We start from the raw sequence: 5,227 nt of genomic DNA, 5'->3' as shown, positions 1-5,227 counted from the left end.
GCTGATTACCAAGAACAGGTAAAGAAAAGCTACAACTTAATAATACGAGGAGTTACAAAAATGAGTCATGTTTCCAAATACTTTACCCGACTTACCGTGATTTTCTTTCTCTTTTTTATGCTTTCCTGTACAAAGCAAAATCAAGAAGGGAATACTGTAGAAAGTTCTTCGAAGGTCTCTTCAGAAAGCATAGAGAACAGTTCGGTAGATTCCAAAAAAATTAACCCGGAGAATAGCTCTGTAGATTCCAAAGAAATAAGTAAGAATAGTGTCTCGACAGGTAAGGAATCATCAAAGGAAGAAACTACCAAGCCTCCATTGGAAAGCCTAAACGAAAATCAAGTACAGGCTATCCAAACTGCAAAAGACTATCTTGATACTATGCACTTATCCCAAACAGAATTATTGCAAATGCTTACCGTGGAAAATATAGATTTGGAAGATGCAAAGTTTGCCATAGAATATCTCAATATAGATTGGAATCAAGAGGCACGAAAGAAAGCCAAGGAATATTGCAAGCATAAAATCGGGTTTTCCAAAGAGAAATTAAAAGCACAGTTGCTTTTCGACCACTTCACGGAAGAGGAAGCGGATTTTGCCCTGAGCCATATTAACGTGAACTGGATAGAGCAAGCTGAGATTGTTGCAAAAGAATACATGGAGGACGGCGTTAGCTCCAAAGAGGATTTAATAGATGCCCTGATGAATGAAGGATTTACAAAGAAAGAGGCGGAAAAGGCAAGTTTAAGGAGCTTTAAAAAGTCAAAATAAATGTTCTCCTAGGTACTGTAGATATCACTTCTATGCCCGACAGTCAATGCAAGGATAATCAGCTCTTTATCTTGTATAAGACAGAGTAAGCGATAATCTCCGATTCTATACCGCCATTGTCCACTTTTGTTAGCGGTAAGCCCTTTTCCATGAGCCCTGGGATTTTCGCAATTTTGCAGATTTTTCCCAATCCAGGATTTGATCATCTGTTGCGTGTATTTGCCCAGTTTTTTGAACTCCTTATCAAATCGAGGAGTTGTTTCTACATGGTAGCTCATAGATCCAGTTCCTTCCATAGCTCCTCAATCGGTCTGGATTTACAGCCGGTATTCTTATATTCCTGATAGGCTTCGTTGGCAAGGCTAATATCATACTCCTCTTCAATGCGTTCAAACAAAGCCCTTTTGAAAGCCTCTCCTAAAGACATTGCATGAAGCTTAGCATAGCTTTCCGCAAGTGCTTTTTCCTCCTCATTCATTCGAATTGAAAATGCCATTTTTTTACCTCTATTTCGAAAATTATTTGCTGTACTTTATATGCAAAGTATGTACAAACTTATTATGTAGTACATTATACTACTCCACTTATTTATTATCAACTCTAAATAGAATCTGTTATAATCCTTTCAAAAAGGAGGCGTTATGGCTTGTCAATGGAAAAACAGCAGTGCAGAAATGATTTCATACCACGATAAAGAATGGGGCGTACCCACCCATGAGGATCAAAAGCTCTTTGAATATTTACTTTTAGAATCCATGCAGGCCGGTCTTAGTTGGGCCTTGATTCTTCGAAAAAGAGAAACTCTTCGAAGCTGTTTTGCAAACTTTTCCCCTGAAAAGCTCGCAGCATTCACGGAAGAAGATATTGCAAGAATCATGCATACGGAAAATATGATTAAGTCGGAGCGAAAAATCAGAGCCATGATTCAAAATGCCAAGGCATTTTTAGTCCTGCAAAAAGAGGAGGGAAGCTTTGATGCCTATCTTTGGAAGTTTTCCGGCGGAAAAAGCCTTTGTTATCAGGGGCATGAAAAGGGAGAAATGCCGACGAAAAATGCTCTTTCCGAAGCAATCAGTAAGGATTTAAAAAAACGGGGCTTTCAATATACCGGCCCCGTCATTGTCTATTCTTTTTTACAAGCCTGCGGTGTTATTAACGACCACGAAGAAGACTGCCCCTGCTATCAGGCACTCCGCAGGGCTTATCCTTATGAAGAGGTGGAGGAAACATTTTTCTCTTGATAAGGAGGCTATAGCACTCTCATAAATCTATCTTTGTATTCAGGCTATAGCTATTTCCTAAAACAGTATCTCTTACTAAAGCAATATAGCCTGCTCCAGCAAGCTTCCCTCCTCATATCCATAGGAAGAGATTCTATCATAAACTTTCTTCTGCCATTCCCCGGAAAAGCTGCCGTCTTCATTGATAAAAAACTCGGCACTTAAGAAGCGTATAATCATAAACTCGGAGGTTTTTTGTGCAAATCCGTCTCCCTGGCTAAAATCAATGCCTGCTCCGGTGTTTCTGGTCATGGCAGCTTCCAAAATAGGAAGAGTCAATTCATTGGCAGGAATCGCCATATCCGGAAAATCGAAGAAGCCCCCCTTCTCCTTGGTATAGATTCCTAAACGAGAAATGGTTCCGTTGGTTACCATTTTCACTCTTCGAATGGCACTTAAAGGAATACTGTGCTTAGCGCCGGTGATAAATCCTCCGGAAAGACGAATCTCTTTTTCTTTTAAATTAAAGCCGATAGGAATGTCCAGACTGTCTATATTATTGGGAAATTCCGCTCCCAACTTATTTCTGGCAAAGGCCAAAAGCAAGGTCTTGGTTTCCGCAATATTATGTCCCCCATGACCGCCCTGCGTATCGGTCTCTAGGTCAGGATGCTTTAAATTTTTCCCGTGAAGATCCTGGAAAATTAAAGAATAAAGCATATTGGAGTTACAATATCGCATGGGAAGAATCGCTCCCACCTCGGAAAAAGAAAGGGTAAAGGACTTCTTCCCTTCCACTGAAATTCCTTCTTCCGTAATACAAAGCTTCCGTCCTCCCGCTTCAAATACCGCCTTACGATTTCCTAGAACACTTCTCATTTACTTTCCTCCTATTCTCCTCTTGCATATCTCCTAGTCATTATGTAAACTTAATTTGTTTATAAAATAATATTTATTTTACAAAATATAAGCTAAAAATAGCAAGAGGGAAATCCATGAAAATCACCAAAATCCAATGTCCTAACTGCAATGGTCAATTATCCGTTCCTGAGGGAATGAAGGAAGGATTTGTGCAGTGTAAATTCTGTAATACCAAGGTCTATTTGGAGCCTCATAAACCGGATATTACCCAAAATATCACCATAAAAAATGTGAATTATAATAAGGAAAGACCTGTTCCAAACAACGTACGAGGCAAATATCTTTTGCAAAGCTGTGCAGTGGGCACTGTAGTAGTGGTGATGTCAATCCTTCTATTTATTTTACTAAAGACAGTCTTTTCTTCTAGCGGAATAGAGCTTCCCACCGACCAATATCGCAGTACAGTGCAGGATCCGGTAGTGATTTCCTTTGTGGAGAAGGCATTTTCCAAGAATCTTTCTCAAATCACAAGGGAAGACTATAATTCCTTAAAATTCCTGTCCATCTCAAAAGATTTAGATGAAGAAAACTGGTGTTTTTCTTATGCCGAGAAGCTGGATGAAGAGGGAAATCCCGTGGAAGAAAAGACTCTTTATTTTCCTGCTACGGAAAACATTCCACGGCAGGAGATTCAGCCCTTCGCCGGTTTGGAAAATCTGGCACTGGGACAAGACCTGGACTTCGATAGCGACAGTCAAGACAATCAAGATTTAAAAAATCTAAAAGAGTTAAAATACTTTTCTGCTATAGGAAACAATTCGGAAGGCTTCCGAGAGCTTTTGTTAAGCTTGGCAAAGCCGGAACAGATACTCGGTCTTAGCGGTATTTACCTCCGTGATGACGTTGTTCCCTACAGCATTTCCTCTGACAAAACAAAAGATATCACGGATATTTTCACACCCTTTTCTTCCCTGAAAAGCCTTTCCATCAGGGTGGATTCTGACTATGAGGGAGGACTGCTTTTTTTAAGACACTTTCCTAACTTAGAGAATTTATCCCTTTATACCTCTGCGGATTTAGCTCCTTTAGCCACTTTAAGCAATTGTAAAACTCTGAGTCTGTCGGGTTCCTCTGATACCCCCTTGGAAAATATCTCCGTCCTCTCCGGTATGCCCCAAATGGAGAATCTCAGCTTATCCCATGTACTGTCCGTAAAGGATTTAAACTTTACCCAAAATATGCCTAAGTTAAAGTCTCTTGAGCTCGAGAGCGTACCTATACTCTCTTTAGACGGTTTAGCCAATCACCCCTCATTAAACACGCTTTCCATTGATAGCTGTTATGAGTTAACAAATGGAAACGCCATTGCCGGTCTCAGCGCTTTACAAAGCCTGCATCTGGGCGTTCTACAGTATGACTTTTCCCTACCGGATTTGCAAAATTTAACTGCCTTGGAAGAAGTTCTTTGTAACTCCAGGTATCTCGGTCATTTTTCCCATATGCCCTCGATTAAGAGTCTCTACTGTTTTCTGGATGGAGACGAGATAAGCGCCGAGCCCCTTCGTGGAATGAACTCTTTAAGCACTCTGGTAGTTTCCGGTTCCATGGATTATATATCTAACGACTGGGAAAATATTTTACAAGACTTACCAAGCCTTGAAAAACTGAGTATTCTGGGAGATCCTTTATACACTTTAAGAGACTATCGTGGGCTATTCTCCGGTATCAAAGTAAAGGAGCTGATTTTTGATGAAAATGTCATTGATTCAGCTCACACGCCTCAGATTCCCCTATCCCTTAGTAAGATGGAAGATAACAACACTACGGAGACCTTGATTCTCACCCAGGCAGAAATCAAAAATCTGGATGATGATTCCGATAATTTTACGGCCAATGCCAAAGCCTTTCTCTCCCATTTTAAAGCGATAAAGAAGCTTGGACTTCGTGGAAATAAGCTGGGGAATCTGGATTGTTTAGAGGGCCTCAGCACTCTGGAAGAGCTGGACATTTCCGATAACTATATTACCGACATCAGCGCATTACGGAATTTACCCAATCTGAAAAAAGTAAAGCTATCCGGAAACTCCATTGTAAATATGGAGCTCCTGCCGGATAGCGTGGAAGTTGTAGAGGAATTCTAAAAATATTTTACTACTCTTCATCCGAATCATAATTCGTAGTTTCCGCTATATCATCTTTCATCGCCAAAATACTTTGGCTCATACAGAAAAATACAGATTAATACAGTAAAGCAATGGCCTCTTTGATGCAATCTTCGCAGCTGCAAAGAGGCTTTTCTTTGCCTATGCCTCTTAAATCCTTGCAAATGCTGGCTCCGCAACGCTCAACAAAATCCTGAAAAAGATGGGCGGCCT

Annotated in this window: 6 protein-coding genes; 3 read left to right on the top strand and 3 right to left on the bottom strand. The window is 40.4% G+C overall.

Going from position 1 to position 5,227, the window contains the following annotated elements; all coding sequences use genetic code 11:
• Positions 1-771, top strand: a 771-nt coding sequence (locus ACO4PX_RS08405) for an Ltp family lipoprotein (protein ID WP_485572267.1), incomplete at its 5' end; no start/stop codon positions are given.
• Positions 772-779: 8 nt separating this feature from the next.
• Here ACO4PX_RS08405 and ACO4PX_RS08400 read toward each other — a convergent pair.
• Positions 780-1,049, bottom strand: a complete 270-nt coding sequence (locus tag ACO4PX_RS08400) for a type II toxin-antitoxin system RelE family toxin (protein WP_485572266.1) — start codon at positions 1,047-1,049, stop codon at positions 780-782.
• On the bottom strand, positions 1,046-1,267 hold the full coding sequence (relB, locus tag ACO4PX_RS08395) for a type II toxin-antitoxin system RelB family antitoxin (protein ID WP_304070594.1): 222 nt from the start codon (positions 1,265-1,267) through the stop codon (positions 1,046-1,048). Before relB ends, ACO4PX_RS08400 begins: the two co-directional genes overlap by 4 nt.
• A 145-nt stretch (positions 1,268-1,412) precedes the next feature.
• Between relB and ACO4PX_RS08390 the strand changes: the two genes are divergently transcribed.
• Positions 1,413-2,012 (top strand): DNA-3-methyladenine glycosylase I, encoded by a 600-nt coding sequence (locus tag ACO4PX_RS08390; RefSeq protein ID WP_485572265.1) that lies wholly within the window; start codon positions 1,413-1,415, stop codon positions 2,010-2,012.
• A gap of 75 nt (positions 2,013-2,087) precedes the next feature.
• On the opposite strand, the gene ACO4PX_RS08385 is transcribed toward ACO4PX_RS08390, so the two are convergent.
• Complete coding sequence (locus ACO4PX_RS08385) at positions 2,088-2,870, bottom strand: hypothetical protein (RefSeq protein WP_485572264.1); 783 nt, start codon at positions 2,868-2,870, stop codon at positions 2,088-2,090.
• Between the two features lie 116 nt (positions 2,871-2,986).
• Here ACO4PX_RS08385 and ACO4PX_RS08380 point away from each other — a divergent pair, with 116 nt between their 5' ends.
• Positions 2,987-4,993, top strand: coding sequence for a leucine-rich repeat domain-containing protein (locus ACO4PX_RS08380; RefSeq protein ID WP_485572263.1), 2,007 nt, complete (start codon positions 2,987-2,989; stop codon positions 4,991-4,993).
• The last annotated feature ends 234 nt before the right edge of the window (positions 4,994-5,227 follow it).

The organism is Oribacterium sp., assembly GCF_057249185.1.
The sequence above is the reverse complement of the archived record's forward strand: the minus strand, read 5'-3'. Positions and strand labels throughout refer to the sequence as shown.